Source organism: Pseudomonas sp. R151218B TE3479, from assembly GCF_053629195.1.
In genome coordinates this window covers 5,162,940-5,182,945 of sequence record NZ_JBRJHV010000001.1, presented here as the reverse complement: position 1 = coordinate 5,182,945, position 20,006 = coordinate 5,162,940, and the positions used below count along the sequence as shown (strand labels likewise).

Annotated in this window: 21 protein-coding genes; 9 read left to right on the top strand and 12 right to left on the bottom strand. The window is 58.0% G+C overall.

The genetic code is table 11. The features are described from left to right. Window positions 1-447 precede the first annotated feature (447 nt). The 5 genes from AB7M32_RS22240 (at window position 448) to AB7M32_RS22220 (ending at window position 4,756) form a co-directional block, all read left to right on the top strand. Window positions 448-1,899 (top strand): amidase family protein, encoded by a 1,452-nt coding sequence (locus AB7M32_RS22240; protein WP_454251382.1) that lies wholly within the window; start codon window positions 448-450, stop codon window positions 1,897-1,899. A gap of 75 nt (window positions 1,900-1,974) precedes the next feature. Then, the gene (locus AB7M32_RS22235; RefSeq protein ID WP_454251381.1) at window positions 1,975-2,466 is read left to right on the top strand and encodes a DUF302 domain-containing protein; all 492 of its coding nucleotides are present in this window, start codon (window positions 1,975-1,977) and stop codon (window positions 2,464-2,466) included. Between the two features lie 64 nt (window positions 2,467-2,530). Then, entirely contained in the window at window positions 2,531-3,106 is a 576-nt protein-coding gene (locus tag AB7M32_RS22230; RefSeq protein ID WP_454251380.1) for a TetR/AcrR family transcriptional regulator, read from the top strand. A gap of 236 nt (window positions 3,107-3,342) precedes the next feature. Further along, on the top strand, window positions 3,343-3,735 hold the full coding sequence (locus tag AB7M32_RS22225) for a RidA family protein (RefSeq protein WP_454251379.1): 393 nt from the start codon (window positions 3,343-3,345) through the stop codon (window positions 3,733-3,735). 223 nt (window positions 3,736-3,958) lie between these two features. Further along, window positions 3,959-4,756, top strand: coding sequence for a hypothetical protein (locus AB7M32_RS22220; protein WP_454251378.1), 798 nt, complete (start codon window positions 3,959-3,961; stop codon window positions 4,754-4,756). 273 nt (window positions 4,757-5,029) lie between these two features. On the opposite strand, the gene AB7M32_RS22215 is transcribed toward AB7M32_RS22220, so the two are convergent. Next, the gene (locus tag AB7M32_RS22215) at window positions 5,030-5,302 is read right to left on the bottom strand and encodes a hypothetical protein (RefSeq protein ID WP_454251377.1); all 273 of its coding nucleotides are present in this window, start codon (window positions 5,300-5,302) and stop codon (window positions 5,030-5,032) included. A 340-nt stretch (window positions 5,303-5,642) separates the two neighbouring features. On the opposite strand from AB7M32_RS22215, the gene AB7M32_RS22210 reads away from it, so the two are divergent. The 3 genes from AB7M32_RS22210 (at window position 5,643) to AB7M32_RS22200 (ending at window position 8,024) form a co-directional block, all read left to right on the top strand. Then, on the top strand, window positions 5,643-6,602 hold the full coding sequence (locus AB7M32_RS22210; protein ID WP_454251376.1) for a hypothetical protein: 960 nt from the start codon (window positions 5,643-5,645) through the stop codon (window positions 6,600-6,602). Between the two features lie 244 nt (window positions 6,603-6,846). After that, window positions 6,847-7,365, top strand: coding sequence for a GNAT family N-acetyltransferase (locus AB7M32_RS22205; protein ID WP_454251375.1), 519 nt, complete (start codon window positions 6,847-6,849; stop codon window positions 7,363-7,365). Window positions 7,366-7,400: 35 nt separating this feature from the next. Further along, window positions 7,401-8,024 (top strand): pyridoxamine 5'-phosphate oxidase family protein, encoded by a 624-nt coding sequence (locus AB7M32_RS22200; RefSeq protein ID WP_454251374.1) that lies wholly within the window; start codon window positions 7,401-7,403, stop codon window positions 8,022-8,024. Between the two features lie 90 nt (window positions 8,025-8,114). On the opposite strand, the gene AB7M32_RS22195 is transcribed toward AB7M32_RS22200, so the two are convergent. The 5 genes from AB7M32_RS22195 to AB7M32_RS22175 all read right to left on the bottom strand — a co-directional run bounded on the left by AB7M32_RS22195 (window position 8,115) and on the right by AB7M32_RS22175 (window position 11,686). Next, on the bottom strand, window positions 8,115-8,495 hold the full coding sequence (locus AB7M32_RS22195) for a c-type cytochrome (protein ID WP_454251373.1): 381 nt from the start codon (window positions 8,493-8,495) through the stop codon (window positions 8,115-8,117). After that, on the bottom strand, window positions 8,492-8,992 hold the full coding sequence (locus AB7M32_RS22190; protein WP_072406665.1) for an HIT family protein: 501 nt from the start codon (window positions 8,990-8,992) through the stop codon (window positions 8,492-8,494). Before AB7M32_RS22190 ends, AB7M32_RS22195 begins: the two co-directional genes overlap by 4 nt. Before the next feature lie 280 nt (window positions 8,993-9,272). Continuing rightward, window positions 9,273-9,773, bottom strand: a complete 501-nt coding sequence (locus AB7M32_RS22185) for an addiction module antidote protein (protein ID WP_072406662.1) — start codon at window positions 9,771-9,773, stop codon at window positions 9,273-9,275. A gap of 1 nt (window position 9,774) precedes the next feature. Beyond that, window positions 9,775-10,089, bottom strand: coding sequence for a type II toxin-antitoxin system RelE/ParE family toxin (locus AB7M32_RS22180; RefSeq protein WP_072407064.1), 315 nt, complete (start codon window positions 10,087-10,089; stop codon window positions 9,775-9,777). 703 nt (window positions 10,090-10,792) lie between these two features. Further along, window positions 10,793-11,686, bottom strand: coding sequence for a LysR family transcriptional regulator (locus tag AB7M32_RS22175; protein ID WP_454251372.1), 894 nt, complete (start codon window positions 11,684-11,686; stop codon window positions 10,793-10,795). A 110-nt stretch (window positions 11,687-11,796) separates the two neighbouring features. On the opposite strand from AB7M32_RS22175, the gene AB7M32_RS22170 reads away from it, so the two are divergent. Further along, entirely contained in the window at window positions 11,797-12,720 is a 924-nt protein-coding gene (locus AB7M32_RS22170) for a DMT family transporter (RefSeq protein ID WP_454251371.1), read from the top strand. A gap of 164 nt (window positions 12,721-12,884) precedes the next feature. On the opposite strand, the gene AB7M32_RS22165 is transcribed toward AB7M32_RS22170, so the two are convergent. From AB7M32_RS22165 to AB7M32_RS22140, 6 genes are all read right to left on the bottom strand, one after another. Continuing rightward, the gene (locus tag AB7M32_RS22165) at window positions 12,885-13,427 is read right to left on the bottom strand and encodes a hypothetical protein (protein ID WP_454251370.1); all 543 of its coding nucleotides are present in this window, start codon (window positions 13,425-13,427) and stop codon (window positions 12,885-12,887) included. Window positions 13,428-13,503: 76 nt separating this feature from the next. Continuing rightward, window positions 13,504-14,142, bottom strand: a complete 639-nt coding sequence (locus tag AB7M32_RS22160; RefSeq protein WP_454251369.1) for a response regulator transcription factor — start codon at window positions 14,140-14,142, stop codon at window positions 13,504-13,506. Continuing rightward, the gene (locus AB7M32_RS22155) at window positions 14,129-15,205 is read right to left on the bottom strand and encodes a sensor histidine kinase (RefSeq protein WP_454251368.1); all 1,077 of its coding nucleotides are present in this window, start codon (window positions 15,203-15,205) and stop codon (window positions 14,129-14,131) included. Before AB7M32_RS22155 ends, AB7M32_RS22160 begins: the two co-directional genes overlap by 14 nt. A 40-nt stretch (window positions 15,206-15,245) precedes the next feature. Next, complete coding sequence (locus AB7M32_RS22150; protein ID WP_454251367.1) at window positions 15,246-16,550, bottom strand: ABC transporter ATP-binding protein; 1,305 nt, start codon at window positions 16,548-16,550, stop codon at window positions 15,246-15,248. A 10-nt stretch (window positions 16,551-16,560) separates the two neighbouring features. Then, window positions 16,561-18,309, bottom strand: coding sequence for an ABC transporter permease (locus AB7M32_RS22145; protein ID WP_454251366.1), 1,749 nt, complete (start codon window positions 18,307-18,309; stop codon window positions 16,561-16,563). A 624-nt stretch (window positions 18,310-18,933) separates the two neighbouring features. Further along, complete coding sequence (locus AB7M32_RS22140; protein ID WP_454251365.1) at window positions 18,934-20,004, bottom strand: protein-glutamate methylesterase/protein-glutamine glutaminase; 1,071 nt, start codon at window positions 20,002-20,004, stop codon at window positions 18,934-18,936. Window positions 20,005-20,006: the final 2 nt, after the last annotated feature.

The following is a 20,006-nucleotide window of genomic DNA, read 5'->3' as shown; positions in this document are numbered from 1 at the left end:
CGTCAGGCGCTCCGAGAGGTTGCATTTGCGGCCTCTGTCCTTGGTTGCTGCGGATCGCGCCGGAGCCAGCCATGTGTATTGTCGAAGAGGGCGGTGAGTTCAGCCTTGTCGCCTTTGACCTGCTTGGTCCTTTTCTCCCCATTTAGGCAATGACGTGTGCAGTCCGAGAAGCAATTCTCCCCGCCGGGTTACTGTCTTCGACACGATGGCCGCTTGTGGCGGTTAGCGACGGTCAGGTGTCGACCGTTCCTCATCTCATGGACTCTAGGCTACGTCGCCGTCTCGTGGTGAACAGAAACCCCAGGCAGCATCGCAATTCCAGCTTGTCAGGCATATTCCATTGAATTACGATCGTAATGTAGAATTACACATGTAATTCAAATGGCCGTTTCTGTTGCTCGAAAAGGCTCCGACGGTTTGGTTCATTCAGTTACGTGAGGGTTCGTCATGCAGGGAATATCTAAAATTCGGAACAGTGATGATGCTGACGGCTTTGCTGCACTTGGCGTCGCAGCCGTAGCTCAGGCCATTCGCAAGGGTGAAATCTCATCTGAAAAGTACGCGAGCGCTCTACTGCAGAGAGCTCATGACCATACCCACTTAAACTCATTTATTACGATAGATGAGGCGGCTGTCCTGGAATCTGCAAGGGCCGCAGATACTGCGCGTGCACGGGGGGCGATAGCGCCTCTGCTCGGCGTTCCAATTGCGATCAAAGACAGCTATCTCACCCAAGGCCTGCGAACGACGCTAGGTGTATCTACCCTCGAAAAGTTTGTGCCGGATCAGGACGCTGACATTCTCAGAACAATGAAAGACGCTGGCGGTATTGTTTTTGGCAAGAACAACCTCGTCGAAATGTCTTTCGGTTTGACTGGAAATAACGGCCCTTACGGCCAAGTTAAGAACCCACATGGTCTTGACCATGTCTCAGGTGGCTCCTCCAGCGGAGCTGGCGCATCAGTAGCTGCGCGGCTAGTGCCTGCGGCACTTGGCGGCGATACGATTGGTTCAATCCGAGTACCGGCATCTCTTTGCGGTGTAGTTGGATTCAAACCGACTACGGGACGCTGGCCTCGCGAAGGTGTCGCGCCTATCTCCCATACCCTCGACACTACAGGTGTGTTTGCCCGTAACGTAGAGGACTGCATTCTAATCGACGAGGTTATCGTCAAAGGCGAGGCGCCGGGTCAGTTTGACCAGCCTAATTTGGTAGGGGTGAAATTTGCGTTTGCGCCTCGACAGTATTCTGAGCTTATAGCCCCGGACGTCGAGGTTCAATTCAAAGAAACTGTTCGGCGGCTGCGCGATGCCGGCGCTGAAGTTATTGAAGTCAATCTAGGGAATGACTTTTCCTCACTTGCGTTGACAACGACCTGGAATATTTTCTTCCGCGAGACCCAAAAGGCGGTCACAGAATTCCTGCGTCACAACAACATCCCGGCCACCTTCGAGGAAATTTACTCGGGACTGAAACCTGGTCTGAAAGAAGTATGGGGGCAACTTGTTCTTAAAAATGGACCAGGTTTTCTACCGGCGGAGACTTATGACGCAGCCTTGGTTGAGCGCTTAGAAATCAAGCGCCGTTTCGACCAAGCATTTCTGAGCAGCGGGGCTGAGGGCCTGATCTTTCCAACAACGCCGTGCACAGCACCATTGATCGATCATCAAGAACAGTTCTTCATCTCTGGTCAGGAAGTCAGTTATTTAGTGCTGGCTAATCACACCATTCCCGCGAGCGCTGCAGGTATCCCAGGCATCAGCATTCCAATCGGCGTGTCCCAAGACGGCCTGCCTATTGGCCTTGAAATCGATGGCCCATTTGGTCGAGATCGATCCCTGCTCCATGTTGCACGTCGAGTCGAAGCGGCCGTTGGCGTGCTGACCTCACCAGTCTGACTTTCGAGCGATCGCATTCCAACGATCAGGCGTAACGGGCCTTTGTCGCTGTATCACTCTATAGGATCAGTAAAAATGGAAAACCAAACTTCCTTCACGAAAACGATAGCTGTCGAGCACGTCACGATTCAATCGAGCAACTCATTCGCGGTCGTCAAAGCCAAGCTTGAACGGTTAATCCCTCGGATCGACGACGGTATTTTCACGCTACTACGGTATGGAGAGACCGTCCGCGCTTTGAAAGAGCTTGAAGCGCTACCAGCGTTGTCCATCTTTGGATTTAGAGATCACGGCGCGTTGCTGGGAATCGCCGGGCTCCAGCGTCACGCGATTCAATATGACATTGGAAACCCGCTCACAGCATCCAAAATGTCTCGGCATCATCTCTCTGCGTCTTTGTATGCCCCCATCCGCGTGCTTTTAAGGGAAGACGCTAATGGAGTGGCCGCCTTCGAGTACGACCGTCCGCTCTCCGTTTTTGGCCAATTCGGCAATAACCAGATCGACGCGGTTGCGCGTAAACTTGATGAGGACTTGCAAGCGGCACTGGTAGCCGCAGTATCGTAAACAGAAGGAACGCGGACATGGGTGTGCTGCCCGGCTCCAGGTCTCCGATGATAGGTAAATTAAAATGCGCTTTGATAAAGGCCATAAAGAAAACACGCGAAAACGCATCATTGACATTGCGTCCAGACGCTTTCGAAAGGATGGGATTTCTGCATCCGGTTTGGCCGGCATCATGGCTGAGTCGGGGTTGACGAAAGGTGCCTTTTATCCACATTTTGATTCTAAGGATGCCTTGGTCCGGGAAGCACTCTCTAATGCACTGTCCACGCAGCTCGAAAATTTGATTGACGCCGCTGCCGGCGCGATTGGTATTGAAGATGCCATTCGTGGGTATCTGAGCGCATCACACCTGAATGGATATGAGGACGGTTGTCCTTCTGCGGCTTTACTGCCTGAAGTAGGTCGGCAACCAGACCTGACGAAGGAAGCCTATGAGGAAGGATTGCTCGCGTATGTTCGGATCCTCGCGACGCTATTTCCGAATCCGAAGTCTGAGCACAATCTGCAACGGGCGACAGCGCTTTTCAGCCTTATGGCCGGTACTCTTCAAATCGCCAGGGCGGTAGCTGACCCACAGCTCGCTGAAGAGATACTAGAGGGTGGTGTCGAAGCAGCGCTGATATTAGTCGCAGCTAGATAAGCGCGTGCGAGCGGTTCACCTGTTGCTCAGCTTCGTTTGGTTGAAATGTGCTGGTCAATTGGTTCGATATGCACTGCTTGTATGGAAAAAGGGGGAAATATATTTTTCTGATAGTAAATCTGCCCCCTATTTCGCACCTGCCGGATTTGATTGATTAATGCGGAATGACCCGAGTGGACGCCGCTCTGGCACCTGGGTTAGCTTCCGTATCTGTTTATATTTTGGGCTCCACAACCATGACTGATCGTCAGATCATTGTTCCAGATGGCATGAGATTGCTCTCCGAGCATGCTGGATATGCACCAGCTGTAAAGGTAGGGAAAACTCTTTACTGCGCTGGTCAGGTAGGCCGGACGCCGGAATTATCAGTTATCGAAGACCCCGAGCAGCAGTTTTTGGCAGCATGGGAAAATCTCCGGCTTGTCTTGGACGCCGGTGGCTGCGAATTTGAAGATGTCGTCGAAATGACAACTTATCACGTCGATATACACCGCCACATGCCAATTTTCAGACGCGTGAAGGATGAAGTCTTTCCTAGGAGCACATGTGCATGGACATGCATAGGTGTCAGTGAACTGGCTCGCCCCGGCCTTCTCGTGGAGATCAAATGCGTCGCCGTAGAGCGATAATTTTCTGATAGGCACCTGAATATGCAGATCTTAGATGGGTGTCCCCTTCTTTCGGCGAGTGGTCGCTTCTGGCCGATTGCGGTCTTTCCTTGCAAAATGAGACAGCGAGTAGATCCAGATTTCTCAGTTCAAGTCGATAACAACAGGTCAGTTACCGCTTCCTAAGTAGTGAGTCACAAGACACGGCTACCAAAAATTCTCACTTACTCATAGGGTATTTTGCATGTACCACCGTTGCCTTTCAATTCTGTGGCTTTGCCTCTTCTCTTCGATGTCATTCGCTGAAGCTCCGCGGCCTGAAGCTGTTGCCGAGTTTCTCGCAGCACAGAAGGACATGGATGATTTACAAAACGGCTATACGCAACTTCAGATCCTGGCGGCGCGGGCTGACACTGACCCAGCGAAAGGAAGGGCGTTCACTGAGGAGTTAATCAACATCAGCAAGCGCATGTACACGCACCTGGATAACGCCATCGCCGCCGGGCACGCCGTTGCGATGTACCAAAAGGCTAAGTTGCTGTTTGCAAAAAAGCCATTTAAGGACAATAAGGATATGTGTGAACTGTATGGTCGTGCAGCGGAGCGTGGACTGATGGCGGGTGCTTTGGAATATGCCAAATGCGTTAACTTTTACCCGCCCAGCGAAGAGTACACCAGGCGGCTGGAAATACTTCGGGCGACGGTTGAAGGTCAGGATCCCTATTTGTCGGAGTACCCATTGATGACCTCATTTCCATACTGCTTTCCCAAGCACAAACCAGCGTTGCAGCCGGGCGAAGACGCTGTCCAATGGGTTGTGGACAACGCGCGTCCCCAAGCATTGAGCGCTGAGGATTTTCGCGCAGAGGGTTATTACACGCTGGCTATGTCGGGAGCAGATGAGGAAACGAAAGCATCCAAGGCCGGATTCTTAAGATTGGCTTTCGCTCATGGGTGCCGAGAAGACACAGCGCGAATTGCGAAGTACTTGGGCGTTACAGTACCACCAGTGCCTGTTAGGGCTTCACCATCGGTGAAGTGATTCAGCTGTGCAAATCATTCATGGATTTCGCTCCTGCGGAGTAACCCTCTCTTTTTCGTTGATGCCGATAATGGGGCTCGCTAGGCTTCAGAGCGAATACCCAAAAAGCCGTGCGTGCAACCATTTGATGGGGACTCCCCGGTAGCAGGCTGTGTCCACTGTCTGCAAGTCGCCGAAAGCAGCCTTTGCCGAATGCCTGAATAATTGCTATCCACCAGCCACAACCTATAAATGGCAAACATCAAAATGGGCGCCTTAAGCGCCCGTAATCCCTTAACGTTCAACCTGCGCCTGAAGCCGCCGCCCAATCACCTCCAGCAAATCACACCCATCCCGCAATGGAATCACCAAAAGCTGCGCGAAATCCGAAAGCACCACCGTATCGCTGGCAATCTCGGAGCGAAACGCGATGTTTTCCAATACCTGGGTCACGGTACGAATACGGTAATCGGCAGTTGCGTGCAGTACGTCAAGCGGCGCCTGGGTATCGATGAGCATGGCGGCAGGGGTGCAGTCGATGCCGGTGATGGGGATGTATCTCTGCATGGGATTGCTCCATTTGGTTAGAGGGCTTATCCGATCCGCAGGTCGCCAAACCTGATCACCATGGTTGGCGACGGAAAGAACTATAGATTTGGGCTCCCAAGACGAACAAGGTGAGAGATTCCGAGGCCTTCGTAGGAATCATGAGAATTCTCCGTGGAAACGAACCGACTTTATCCACTTCTGTAGGAGCAATTACTCACACCGGAGAAAACCCCACCCCAACCCTGAGGCCGCGACATCCGGTATCCTGCGCCTCTGGAACACCATCCCGGCCCGAGGCGTTCCAATCGTCATCCCGGCCTCTCGAACAGTCTGCAAAGCAACGCAACAGGAGTCATGCATGTTGATAGGACATCGGTTCGAGCGCACCGCGCAGGGTGACCTGCACATCCATTCGCGCAACGTGGTGCAGAGCTTGGTCGTGTTGGTGATAGGGGCGTTGGCCTTTCTCTTGCCAATGGCGTTCGCCGTGTTCGTGATGGTTGATGGGGCCTCGTTGATGACAGAGGTGGATCCACTGTCCGCTCTATTGATGGTGCTGCTGTGGCTGCTGATTCCTGCCCTTGGCCTGCTGCTGGTGCTGTACACCGGCGTCCACGAGACGTTGGTGTTGTCGCGGGTCGACGGCGAAGGCAAGCGCCTGACCCGTAACTTTTTCGGGCGCCGCGAGCGTGTGCGATCGGCCTTCAGTATCGATGCTGCCAAATCCCTCGAACTGCGCCGCCTCCCGCAGGCTGGGCGAGCTCGCACCCAGCTGTGGCTGATACAGCGCGATGGCACTGCGCAGCGCCTGACGACCGACAACGTTCCGGTGGTGCCGGGCAGTCAGCGCACGGACCTGTGGCTGCGGGAGCTGGCCGACTACCTGGGCGTGGCGCTGCCCACCGAGGTCGTCGAGGGGGCGGCGCCAGTTGTGAAGGTGCCCTATAGGCCAACTCCGGCCCCTACCAGCGGCAAGGTGGTAAGGGCAGCCCGCCAGCGCCGGGAACAGGGTGACGCACCTGCGCCTGCGCCGACCGAGAAACTGGGCGTTCCTGCGCGTGCCTTGCTCACACTATTGGGCGCCTTCTTTGCGGTGCTGGAACTGACTAACGTCATGACCTTGGTGCCGGCCGTTTTTACTGGACGGTTGCGCGTCAGTGGCTTTCGAACGGGTTCGACGACGTTCTACTGGGCCGAGCAGCCGCTGAGCTTTTCCTTCAACTTGCTGGTGGGTGTCGCCGAGGGTGTGATCGTCGGCTTTATTGCCTGGGGTTGCCTACACGTGGCGATCCAGGGGCGCATGAATGCCAAGCCTTAAGGGCAGCGTCTAAGGAAACAGGCGTTGGGAACGATGTTGCTTCGAGTGGGCGAATTGGAAGAACCCAGCCTCGCCGAGGGCACTTGGTTGGATGAACGCTGTCTGGGTTTTTTGGAGAAAGCGGCGGCCGAGCTTGAGCATAGGGGGTATTGCGCTGATGCTTGCGCAGGCGGCGCCATCGAATGGGCGTGGCCTGCCAGGTTCTTGATCGGGTCAGTCGATTCACACAACCGAGGGGGTATCCATGCCTGTGACTGTTCGGGTTGCAATGGCGGACGACGCACAACACCTGTCCGCCATCGAGGCGTCCGCCGTCCTGGCGTTCCGCAGCATTGATGAGCTGAGCTGGGTGGCGCAGTCGCCGCCGATGTCCGTCGATCGACATCGCCAGCTCATTGCGCTATCGACGTGCTGGGTTGCCCTCGATGACGAAAGCAGGCCACAAGGATTTCTCAGTGCCGAGCGCTACGGTGAGGCTCTTCATATCCATGAGGTGTCTGTCGCACTGTCCTGGCAGGGCCAGGGCTTGGGGCGGCAGCTGATCGAGGTCGCGCAGGACTATGCCCGCTCCAACGGACTGCGTTTGATCACCCTCACGACATTCATCGACGTGCCCTGGAACGCCCCGTTTTATGCCCGCATGGGTTTCCAGGCTAAAGCCACCCAAGACCTGGAACCGCGACTGGCGGCCATATTGAATGCCGAATACCAACGTGGATATGCTCCGGGCAGCCGCTGTGCAATGGTCTGGTCAGTCACTTGAATACGATTTTTTTAACATCTGCAACGGAGACAAGCATGGAACGGAACAGCGCCTACATCACCACGACGCAAGCGCTGGAAAGCCTCTATGGCCCCGTCGCGGCACCCTCGATCCTCAAGGAAGTCGACCATATCCATCCGGTTTACCAGCCCTTCATCGAGGCGGCATCCTTTGTGATCCTCGCTTCCTCAGGCCCCGGAGGGCTGGATGCGTCTCCGAGGGGCGACGCGCCGGGGTTCGTTCATGTCCACGACAGCAAGACGCTGTATCTGCCCGACCGCCGCGGTAACAACCGTATCGATTCGCTGCGAAACATCGTTGAGGATCCCCGGGTCGCGCTACTTTTCCTCGTGCCGGGCGTTGGGGAAACCTTGCGCGTGAATGGCACGGCCAGGATATCCATCGAGCCAGACCTGTTGTCCCGCTTCGCAGTGAAAGGGCAACTCCCTCGAACCGTTCTGGAAGTCACCGTAACCAGTGTTTATTTCCAGTGCAGCAGGGCAGTGGTCAGGGCGGGGCTATGGGATGTGAAGCGGCAGATCGAACGCCGCGCACTGCCCACGGCAGGGGAGGTGTTCAAACGCATCTGCCCATCGCAGGTCGATGGCGACGCTTATGACAAGGCACTGCCGGAGCGTGTTGCCAATACGCTTTACTGACGGTTTTTTAAAGCACTTCAATACCCAGGCCCGAGAAGCCCTGGGTATTGCAGTTGTTGTCGATAAGCCGAGGTGCAGTTCCCCGTAAGATCATTTATTTGAAATGACGCCACTCATGTATTGATGGAGATCGCGCAGGTCCTTGACGCTCCAAGGGTGCGACGGGATCTTCACGCCATTCTCTTTCAAGGTCTTTGGAATCAGGTCTCCATTTGGGCGAAGTATGATCGAAGAGACAATCACACCCGGGTAATCGGTCAGTCGTTTCTTGAAGGCTGGTGTCGTAAGGTCAGGGGTTGGCGGGTTGCTTTTCTTGGCCAACGGCCCTGTTCCCTTGATGTCCGCGCCATGGCACACGGCGCATCGCTGAAGATAGAGCGTTTTCCCATTGGCGTTGTCCGCGAAGGACGCTGACGCTTGCATGAATGACAAGATGCCGAGTAGAGCGATGGATGATGTTTTGATGTTCATGTGACCGGTACAACTGATTTGAATGACTGACGCAACCTGTCTATCACTTGCTCAATTGACGGCCCCTGAATGGTTGGCGGCGTCGGGCTTTCCCCAAATTCCCGCCAGATGAACAACGTCAGCTCCGCGCCGTCGGTCAATGTCTGGGCATTCCCTTGACTCCCAAAAGTTTCCAGCAGCCTGTACCGCGTATCTTTCCAAAACAACGCCTCGACCCAGTCGTACACCGGAATGAAATGGAAGTGGATGGGGTAACGGGGATCGTGGCCGAATCGGCTGATGTAAAGCCATTTGGGGTTGAGCTGTGTTTCAAGGACGCTCTGGATGTGTGCCATCAGGCCACCCAGCTCCGCTAACGCCGACGCGGGCAATTGGACCAATGAGTTCACGTGAGTCTTGGCGCCGAGCATGAGGTAGCCGGGCAGGGCGGACGCCAAGTGATGGTTGACTGTCCAATGGCTGGTTTCATGGAGGATAAACGGTGGTGTTGGTTCCAAAGCTGACTCCCTGTCGTAGTGCGGTTAGGACCGATCCTTCAACTATGTAACATTTTTCAGCCGTGCGCCGACAGGCAAGGTTGATGAGAACTTGTGGCGAGGGAGGTGGGCGGTGGACCGAGTTGTTAGCTTTAGGGCAGCTTCGCGCCCCAACGGGGATAAATCCCCTCGCCACCTGGATAAAAGGAGGGCTGATTTATTTGCTTGATAGTAGTTCCGCTCCCTGATCGATCCTTCTTTTGTTATTTGTACTGGCAGCACTGGGCAGGCTTGGAGGTCTTTACGATGCGGCAGGCTTGACCGCAGCTGATTTTCTCGCAGCAGGTTTTGCGTCTGGTTTAGCCGCCGGTACGGCTGGTTTTTTCGTGGCGGATTTTGCTGTAGGTTTTGATGCAGCGACCGGTGGTTTTCCAACTTTTGAAGTCGCAGCTTTGGAAGCCACCGCTAATGTTGCAATCGGTTGTACCGTGAGTTCCACACCCAGCGCGGTCATCAATTTCCTGATAGTTTCAAACCGCGTTTTTGCTCCAGATTTCAGCACCTTATAAAGGCTTTCACGGTTAACTCCGGCATCTTTGGCGACTTTATTGACACCTTTGGCTTTTGCGACCTCGGCCAAAGCATGAATAAGGCTTTCCGTATTATCGGCTTTCATACTTTCAGCCAAATAAGCCGCTATAGCTTCTGGGGTATCGAGAAAGCGCGAAGCCTCGTAACGAGTCGTACCGGCAGTGCTGAGGCTAAGGACCGGCATATCCTCAGGGTTGAATTTGTCGCTCATGTCATTTACCTCTCAGGGCATCAAGAATCACTTTGGCTCTCTTAATGCCTCGTCTTTGATCTGTTTTATCGCTTCCGCTGAGCATCAAGTACTCTGCGATTCCCGAGCGTACAAAGTAGATTCTGTACCCCGGCCCGATAAAAACACGCATTTCGCTCACCCCATCGCCAATCGGTTCGCAATCACCAAAATTGCCATTTCGGGCGCGATCCAGGCGGGCCAAGATAGCCGCTTTTCCTTGGGTATCCTTCACACTGTCAAGCCAATCCTCAAAATCGGGCGTCTGGTGGATCTCGTACATTTTCTTATCGATCATAGCCTCACTTGTAGCCATATGGCTACTCCTGATGGATGGGAGATTGACTGCAGATCATGGTTCTTTTCATCGAACATGGAGCCGATGGTGTCGCTCCGGCTGGCAGTAGGTGCAGGGAAGCGGGGGGAGTCGATGCCGGTGATGGGGAGGTATCTCTGCATGGGATTGCTCCAATTGGTTTAGGGGCTGATCCGATACGAAGGTCGCCAAACCCGGTCGCTTTTGGGGGCGACGGGAATGACTTTAGATTTGAGCAACCAAGGCGGACAAGGTGAGGGATTCCGAGAGCTTCGTAGGAATTGTGAGACTTCCATGTGGAAACGAACCGACGAGCTCAGGTTCTGTAGGAACAGTCGGATCACGCCGGTTTCAGCAGATCTCGTAGTGCGGTTAGGACCCTTCTTTAGCGGTGTAACATTTTTCAGTTTGTGCGCTGACAGGGAAGGTTAATGAGGACCTGTGGCGAGGGAGCTTGCTCCCGCTGGCCGCGAAGCAGCCTTCGAACCAGCCCTGGGAGTTGACTGGCTACACCGTGTTGGCAGGTTTCAGGACTGCTTCGCAGTCCAGCGGGAGCAAGCTCCCTCGCCACGGGGTTTTGTGTTGGGCGGTGGACCGAGTTGTCAGCTTTAGGGCCGCTTCGCGCCCCAGCGGGGATAAATCCCCTCGCCACAAGAAGGGTCGGCGGGATGTCGCTCAGCGCAGTTCAATGGTGTTTGTGGCGAGGTTGCAAGTACCCTTCGAACTCCGTCTTCAACATCGTCAAAAACGCCTGTCTGGCAGGATGCCGGCCAGCGTTTTCATGCCAGTAGAACAGGTTGTCGATGCCCGTCAGCTCAGGGAACTCATACCCTATCCAGCCAGCCCCCTGGCGGTATTGCTCATAGATCCCACGAGGCACCAGCGAGACGCCGGCACCGGCACTGACGCAGCCGACGATGGCGCCATAGCTGGCGATGCTGATGATCGGTTGCACTTGGTCATGGCGCAGCAACCACTGCTCCAGGGCAAGGCGGTACGGACAGCCCGGGGGCCACATGAAAATGGCCTTGCCTTGCAGGTCTGCGACGTGGCGCAAAGGGCCGTGGGATTCGGAGGCGATGAGCATCAGGTCTTCGCGGTACATCACCGCGCGCTTGAGCCCCGGCCGTTCCACATCGACCGCTACGATCACACCGTCGAGCCGGTGGTGCTGGGTATCGTCCAGCAACTGTGCCCAAGTCCCCGTGCTCAGCTCCAGCGACACTTGAGGATACTGCGCGTGGTATTTGGCCAACAACTGCGGCAGGCGCCCCGTGGCGCTGGATTCGATGGCGCCTATGCGCAACGGCCCGCTTGGCGTGTGGCTGGGGTTTACCGCGCGGCGGGCTTCTTCCGTCAGGGCGAGGATTTTTGTCGCGTATCCCAGGAACACCTCGCCCGCCGGGCTGACCCGCAAGCCGCGACCTTCACGAAAAAACAACGGCGTACCCAACTCCCGCTCCAGGGATTTGAGCCGCGCCGTGATGTTGGACGGCACGCAGTGCAGCACTTCGGCGGCACGGGCGATGCTGCCGGTGGCGCAGACGGTCTTGAGCATGCGCAGTTGGGACAGTTCCATAGCTCACCCAAAGTGAATGATTGTCTGAGTTTAAGTCACTTGTATTGAAGGTGGGTGGTTTTGATACTGCGGGGTAAATAGACCAGACGCTCAGTGCGCAGGAACTCTGAATGGAAACCCAATGTATGCCGTTGGAAGGCTTGAAGAACCCCAGCAGACCCCGCGTAAAAGTGATTCTGGCGACGACGTTCGTGATTCTTTGCTGGGCCTATTCGCCGATTGGTATTCGCATCGGCTTGCAGGCCTACGAACCGGGTCAGCTGGCGTTGGTGCGGTTTCTCATCGCTTCGGTGTTCATGGCCGTTGTCGCTGTGGCGAAGGGTATTTCCTGGCCGCGTCTTGGGGATTTGCCGTTGCTGGCGGTGTTGGGTTTCTTTGCCGTGAGTCTGCACCACATCGCCCTCAATTACGGCCAACGGGGCGTCAGTGCCGGGGCGGCCAGTGTCCTGGCCCAGTCCACGCCTTTGTTCAGCACGTTGCTGGCGCACTTTGTCTTCAAGGACAGAGTCGGCGCTTGGCAATGGGGCTGTGTCCTGTGCGGCTTGCTTGGCGCTGCCGTGGTCGTTACGGGGGATCGAGGCTGGGGTGACATGGACGCCCGTGGGCTATTGATCCTGCTGGCGGCGCTGTCCTGGAGTGTGTATTTCGCTTTGCAGAAGCACCATACCCACCGCTACGACGGCTTGACCCTGGTTTGCTACACCGTCTGGTCGGGCACACTCCTGTTGTTCATTTTCGCGCCTGGCATGTTGAGCGCGGCGCGACAGGCTTCGGTTTCGGTGAACCTGGCGGTGTTGGTTCTGGGTATTTTTCCCAGCGCGCTGGCGTACCTTGCTTGGGCTTACGTGCTGGCCCACAGCAACGTGAGCCGAGCCTCCATGGCGCTTTACTTGATACCGCCCACGGCGATGTTGATGGCTTGTCTAGTCCTGGCCGAACGTCCAGCGGCGATGGTGATTGTTGGGGCGGTTATCGTGTTGGCGAGTGTGCTTGCGTTGAATGTCGAACCGGCGAGTGTGGCAAAAGCCGGCTGATTCTGTAGCGGATGTGGGCAATGATGTTCGATGCTGTCCTGTTTAGGGCTGCTGCGCAGGCCAGCGGGAGCAAGCTCCCACGCCACGGTTGTGTTTCGAGCTAACAACTTTCGATCGCTCCCGTGCGTGGGAATGCCACTTGGGACAATCAACGTACCGCCACCTTATTTTTTAACCTGATAATCCTGGCCCCACACGCGCACGGTGTTGATTTTCTCGTTCAACCCTTCAAACACAAACTTCTGCCGCACGGCCGTCTTCGGCGGAATGGTGACTTCATCCGGGTTTTCAAACCCTGCGAGCTTGTTGGCGTAACCGGCCTGGTCGATGGCGAGCAGGGCGCCCGTCTGGCCGAGGTTGATCAGGCGCAGTTGCGTGTCGGTGCTGTTCTTGAAGCCGAGGGTGATGCTGAAGGTGTCGTCAACGGGCTCCAGCTTCAGGACTTCGATGGTGACGCGGTCTTTCAGTTGCTCATTGGAAGAAATGATCGCGGCACCATCGGCGCCCTGCACCGATTCGCGGCCATCGAGCACGCCTTCGCTGACGCCGCCCAACAGGTTCTTGCCGGCGGTAATGAAGCTTGAAACGGCTGCCTTGGTCGAGTCCTTGATAAGGCTGCCGTCGGTTGGCTCGCCTTCGGCGAAGCACAGCGAGCTGAGCAAAAGGCTGGAGACGAAGAGGGTGGAGCGTGACGGCAGAAGGTTCATACCTGAGTCCTTGAGGGGGGCAGCGACATCGCCCGGCAACAGGGCGAACGGCAATGATAGCCGTGATCATGGGCCGCTAGCGATCTGCTTCCTTGAGTTTTTCCGACATCTTCACCAGCGTTGCCAACGAGTCCGCATTCATCTTGCGCATCAACGACCCGCGGCGCACTTTCACGGTCACCTCGCTCAAGCCCAGTCGGGCGGCCACCTGCTTGTTCAACAGCCCGGACACGACCAGGTCCATCACCTCGCGTTCGCCGTCAGTCAACGCGCCATGCCGACGTTTCAACGCGTCGACACTCGCCGCGGCCTTGCGCCGTTCCTGGTCGCGGTTCAGGCCCAGGGTGATTGCATCGAGCAGGTCCTGTTCGCGGAACGGCTTGGTCAGGAACTCCAGCGCCCCGGCCTTCATGGCTTTGACGGACATGGGAATGTCGCCATGGGCGGTGATGAACACCACCGGGACCTGGATATTCAAACGCGCCATTTCCTGCTGGAAATCCAGCCCACTCAGGCCCGGCATGCGCACGTCGAGGATCAGGCACGCCGGGACGTCCGGTCGTTCGGCGTCCATGAATTCACGGGCCGAGCCGAAGGCCGTGCTCGCCAGGCCCACGGAGGCCAGCAGGTCTTGCAGTGAAGCCCGCACCGAAGGGTCGTCGTCGACGATGAAGACCCTCGAGTCGGCCTGGTCTTGCATGTCAGTTTGGCTCATCGGATTCCCTTGTGACGGCGGGCAGGGTGAAGTGAAAGGTCGAACCTGAGGGCGAATGGCTGGTGGCCCAGAGCCGTCCGTCATGGGCCTCGATGATCGAGCGGCTGATGGCCAAGCCCATCCCCATGCCGTCCTGCTTGGTGCTGTAGAAGGCGTCGAACACCCGTTCGCGGTCGCTGGCCGGCAAGCCATTGCCTTGGTCGGATACCGAAAAGAGCAGTTGCCCAGGCGATTCGAGCGTCACCTGAAACTGCAGAATCCGCTGGTCGACGGCAACCTGACGCATGGCGTCGAGCGCGTTCATCGCCAGGTTCAGGATCACTTGCTGGATCTGCACTTCGTCCGCCAGCATCGGCGGCAGTCCGTCCTGGACCTGCACCTGCACAGTGATGTTCTGCTCGTTCAGCTCGCCCGTCATCAGGCGCAACGCGGCATGGACCGTGTCGGCCACGTTCAGCCACTGCTTCGTTGGTGCTTGATGCCGGGCCATGCCGCGCAACCGAGCGATGATGTCACTGGCCCGGTGGGTGTCGGCGATGATCCGCTCCACCGCCTGCCGGGCCTTGGGCAGGTTGGGCGGCTCAGTCGCCATCCAGCGCAGGCAGGCACCGCCGCTGGCGGCCACGGCAGCCAGGGGCTGGTTGACTTCGTGGGCAATCGAGGCGGCGAGTTCGCCGAGCATATTGATGCGGGCGATGTGCGCCAGGTGGGCACGGGTCTGGTGCACCGTGCGCACGGCGGCCGAAAGCCGCAGGGCCAGGTATGTCGTGCCGGCGATGGCCGCGAGGCTGATCAGCACGTTGATCAGCCCGGCCTCCGTGTCGCCAAAACGCGTCAGCCGATAGCTCAGGATCGTCAGGACCATGCAGAGCAGCGCGACCCCGGCCACGGCGCGTGCCGGCAGGATTCTCACCGCGATCAGCACCACCACGATCTGGAAGACCCCGACGGCGATTTCCAGATCGGTGACCGTATCGATCGCCGCGATGCCGAGGGCCAACCCCAGCAGGAGCAGCAGGCGCAGGGTCAACTGGGTTCTTCTCATCGAGTGTCCATCGCGCATTGCTCCAACGACCGATCCACGCAGTTTATACCGCAGCACCTCAGGATGGATTGTCCAGGCTGAACTGATCGGCCACTTCGTCATAGGCGAACAACTCGGCGTAGCGCCCCCATTGCGTGACACAGTCCAGCGTAATAGCGGCATCGTGCTCGGACATGAAATCTTCCAGTTGGTCACGGAAACGCCTGGCCGGTGCGGTGCGGGTGGGGCGGTCGTCCAGCACCCGGCGCACATGCCCCACCAACGGCACATATTTAAGCAGGTGGCGGGCAAACAGGTGCTTGCGCTCATCCACCGCTGACTCGGCGTAGCGCTGCCCGGCCGGCAGGAGGGTGATGTGGCCGTCCTGCAGGTCGGCCAGGCGCAGGAGCTGCAACACCTCGGCGACCGGCAAAAGATCACTGGCGGTGTAGCGCAATGCGTCGGCGAGCTCGCGCAAATCCGCTTGGCCGGCAAACGGCTGATCCTGCACCGCTTCGATCAGCCCGGCCAGGGCATTGCTGGAAATCGACGGCAGGACCATGTCCACGCCACTGCCTGCAAAGCTCTCCTGGCGTGCGGAGCCGACATTCGCGCCGCCGGCCATCTGCACGTAAATGTGTTCGACCAAGGCTTGGAACGCCGGGTCGGCGCGATTGCGCGGCTGGCTGAGGTCCACGGCGATCTCACTCATGACCCGCCCCGGGTTGGAGGAAAAAATCAGTATCCGGTCACACATCAGCACGGCTTCTTCGATGTTATGGGTGACCATCAGGATCGACCTGATCGGCATGCGCCCCTCACGCCACAACTCCAGCAGATCGGTGCGCAGCGTTTCGGCGGTCAATACGTCCAGGGCGGAAAACGGCTCGTCCATCAACAACACATCCGGATTGACCACCAGTGCGCGGGCCAGGCCGACGCGCTGGCGCATGCCGCCCGACAGTTCCTTGGGGAAGGCGCTTTCGAAGCCGTCGAGGCCGATCATATCGATGGCGGCCAGCGCCCGCCGACGTCGCTCAGGCGCCGCCACGCCCAAGGCTTCGAGGCCGATCTCGACGTTTTGCAGCACCGTCAGCCAGGGGAACAGGGCGAAACTCTGGAACACCATGCGCACCGAACTCGCCAGCCCTTGGGCATTGGGCGGAAAATCCACCACCCCCGTGGAGGGAGAAATCAGGCCCGCGATGGAGCGCAGCAAGGTCGATTTGCCGGAACCTGAGCGCCCCAGCAGACCGACGATTTCGCCCTCGTCCAGGCGCATGCAGACATTGTCCAGGACCCGGCGCTCGGCACCGCCCGCCGTGCCGTAGACATGGCCGACTTGCTGCACATCCACCAGGCAGCGTTTGTCTATCACTTGCATGGGATTGCCCTCAATCAATTCGAAGCCGACGTTCGGCGAAACCGTACAGCGGGCGCCACAGCAACCGGTTGAAACCCACCACGAAAATCGACATGACCACGACACCCAGCGCCACCCGATGCAGATCCCCGGCCGTGGTGGCCTGGGCGATAAAGGCACCCAAGCCGGACGCATACAGATGCTGATCGCCCCAGGACACCGCCTCGGCGACGATGCTGGCGTTCCATGAACCACCCGCTGCCGTGAGGGCGCCGGTGATGTAATAAGGGAAGACGCCCGGCAGCGCGACCTGGCGCCACCACTGCCAACCGCGCACGTGGAAGCTGCGCGCCGCCTCGCGCAAATCCGTCGGCAGGGCGCTGGCACCGGCAATCACGTTGAACAGGATGTACCACTGGGTGCCCAGGATCATCAGCGGCGAGAGCCAGACATCGGGGTTGAGTTTCAGGGCGACGATGGCGATCACCGCAAACGGAAACAGCACGTTGGCGGGGAAGGCCGCCAGCAATTGCGCGACGGGTTGCAGACGCTCGGACCAGCGCGGGTTCAAGCCGATCCAGACGCCGATGGGCACCCACACTACGCTGGCCAGCACGATGAGCACGCTGACTCGCAACAGGGTGGCCAGGCCCAGACCGAAGGTACTGGCGACGTCGTCCCAGCCCAACGTGCTGCCAATGAAACGCGACAGGTGCAGGATGCCGGCGATGCAGGCCGCGGCGACCAGGGTGAGCCAAGCCAGGTCGGCGGCGCGGCTGACGCGGGCGCTGGTCTTGAAGCGGATGGACGGCAGCCGAGGAATCTTTTCCAGAAACAACGACGCCTTGATGCTACCCAGCGCCAGCAGCACCCAGGGCACCAGGCGAGTCGAGCGCAGCAGGTCATAGCCCCTGGACCGTGGGCGTTTCTGGGAGGCGGTCTGTTCAAAGCGGAATTTGTCCGCCCAGGCGACAATCGGCCGGAAAAACAGCAGGTCATAGGCAATGATCACCCCAACCATGGCCAGCACCGCCCAGGCGATCGCGGCGATGTTTTGCTGCTCGATCGCCAGTGCCAGCCATGAACCGATGCCCGGCAGGCTGACGGTGGTGTCGCCGACGGTAATCGCTTCGGACGCGACGACGAAAAACCAGCCGCCGGACATCGACATCATCATGTTCCACACCAGGCCCGGCGTGGCAAACGGTAGCTCCAACCTGACGAAACGTTGCCATGGCGAAAACGAGAACTGTCGGCTGACGTCGTAGAGATCGTTGGGCACGGTTCTCAGGGATTGATAGAAACTGAAGGTCATGTTCCAGACTTGGCTGGTGAAGATGGCGAAGATGGCCGCGCACTCCACGCCGGTCTCCTTGCCCGGGAACAGTCCCATGAAGAACACAACGGTAAAAGTGAGAAAGCCCAGGACAGGCACCGATTGGAGAATATCCAACGCCGGCAGGATAACCATGGCCGCCTTGCGGCTTTTGGCTGCCAAGGTGGCAATGACCAGGGAAAAAACCAATGAAACAAACAAGGCGATGAACATGCGCAAAGTGGTGCGCAAGGCATACTCCGGCAGGTGCACCAGGTCCAGGGACAGTGGCGAAGCGTCCAGCACGCCGAGGGGCTGGTTCATCTGATCCAGGCCATGGAATACAAAGGCAGCCAAGAGCACCAGGAGGCCCAATAGCACCATGTCGGCGCGCCAGGAGTGGGCGGGGAGTTGTCCTCTGTTTTTGAAGGGCGTCAATGCGGGGGCAAGGAATGAAGGGCGCATGGCTCACCTCTATTACGCTTTGAAAATCAGGGCTGCGACCACACTGGCGATCATTGGAAGTTGAAGCGCACTTGAACGGGGGCGTTAAAGGCCCGGCAAGATTAAGTGTTGCCCGGGGCGGTGACCACGCTGACTTGGGACAGGAAAATATACGTTGGTATATCCGTTCCCTTCGGTGAGAGAACCATGGGGTAGGGCTTTATCTTTTGTGGCTCACTGACGTTGCGCGAGGAGGGTGGAAGGGCGTTCGTCTGATCCGTATTTTCCTGCGCCAGGTGCCTCTGTAATGCACCCGGGCCCGGCCCCAGAATAGCCACGCGGCCAGCCTATCGAGCTGCCCGTGTGCTGCAACTTTTTGGTCCAGGAGTGCTCATGGCGAAGATGGCGATTTTTCTAGGCGGGTTTTTGGCACTGACTCTTTTGATCGGCGTGCTGGCGACGATTTCGCCCGTATAGGCACAAGCGGATGAAGCATCTGTGGCGAAGGATTGCATCTCGCCACAACTCCACTGTGGGAGCGAGCTTGCTCGCGATAGCGGTGGTTCAGCTTGCATCCATGTTGAATGGGCCGTCGCCATCGCGAGCAAGCTCGCTCCCACAGGTTTTGATTGCCTTTTTAATCGGTTACCGATGCAAGATCACCTGCGCAATGTCCTGCAACCCCATCACCCGTTGCGCAGCATTGAGTTTGATCGCTTCCTTGGGCATGCCGAAGACCACGCAGCTGGCTTCGTCCTGGGCCACGGTGCTGGCGCCGGCGTCGAGCATTTCCTTCAGGCCGCGGGCGCCGTCGTCGCCCATGCCTGTCATGATGATGCCGGTGGCGTTGCGGCCGGCGAATTTGGCGACTGAGCGAAACAATACGTCCACCGAGGGGCGGTGACGGTTGACCAACGGGCCGTCCACCACTTGCACGTGATAGAACGCGCCGCTGCGGGTCACCATCATGTGTTTGCCGCCCGGGGCGATGAGCGCCAGGCCCGGGTGGATGCGGTCGTTGTTACGGGCTTCGCGCACTTCGATCTGGCACAGGCTGTTGAGCCGGGCGGCGAACGAGGCGGTGAATTTTTCCGGCATGTGCTGGACGATGACGATGCCCGGGCACACCCGTGGCAGGGCGGTGAGCACCGCTTCCAGGGCCTGGGTGCCACCGGTGGAGGTGCCCAGGGCGACGATGCGTTCGGTGGTCTGCGCCATGGCATGGCCGGCGGCGGGCAGCATGGCGTCGGCGGTGAGTTTGATCGCCGGCGCCAGCGCCGCCGGGGCGGGTCGCTTGCCGAGGTTGCGCACGTTGACCTGGGCGGCGGCACGGATCGCCGAGACCAATTCGGGCGCCGACTCCAACAGAAAGTTCTTCAGCCCGGTGGTGGGCTTGGTGATGATTTCCACCGCGCCGGCGGCCATCGCCTGCAACGTCGTTTCCGCGCCCCGGGGCGTCAGGGACGAACAGATCACCACCGGGGTGGGGCGTTCGCTCATGATTTTCTTCAGGAAGGTGATGCCGTCCATGCGCGGCATTTCCACGTCCAGCACGATCACGTCGGGCCATTCCTTGGCCAGTTTATCCATGGCGAAAATCGGGTCGGATGCCGCGCCCATGACGTGGATGTCCGGTGTCTCGCTGAGAATCGCCAATAACACCTGGCGAACCACGGCAGAGTCATCCACCAGCAGTACATTGATCTTTTTTGCCATGG